At 36.0% G+C, this 514-nt stretch carries 1 protein-coding gene; it reads left to right on the forward strand.

The genetic code is table 11. The annotated features are described in order from the left end of the window. Positions 1-115 precede the first annotated feature (115 nt). Positions 116-514 carry a transcriptional regulator Spx gene (gene spx / locus ACMZ6U_RS10765; protein WP_416108386.1) on the forward strand — a complete coding sequence of 133 codons (399 nt, stop codon included), beginning with the start codon at positions 116-118 and terminating at the stop codon, positions 512-514.

Genomic DNA, 514 nt, shown 5'->3' on the forward strand with positions numbered 1-514 from the left:
GCCCGTTTTTACAGTAAATTCTTGACAAAGTAAAAAATAGGTCGCAAGACCTATATATTTGAAAAGATGTGCATGCTATAATGATATTATCACGGGATAGAAAGTGAGAATGTACATGATTAAAATTTATACCATCTCAAGTTGCACGAGCTGTAAAAAAGCAAAAACGTGGCTCAATGCGCACAAGCTCCCTTATAAAGAACAGAATTTAGGAAAAGAAACACTAACAAAAGAAGAAATTTTAGCTATTTTGGCTAAAACTGAAAATGGGATCGAGAGTATTGTCTCATCCAAAAATCGTTACGCAAAAGCCTTGAACTGTGATATTGATGAACTGAGTCTCAATCAAGTGATTGACTTAATCCAGGAAAATCCACGTATTCTGAAAAGCCCTATTTTGATTGATGACAAACGTCTTCAAGTGGGTTATAAGGAAGATGATATTCGTGCCTTCTTGCCACGAAATATCCGTAACGTCGAGAATGAACAAGCTCGTTTACGCGCAGCTTTATAA

Source organism: Streptococcus pluranimalium (genome assembly GCF_047785745.1).
Taxonomy (GTDB): Bacteria; Bacillota; Bacilli; order Lactobacillales; family Streptococcaceae; genus Streptococcus; species Streptococcus pluranimalium_B.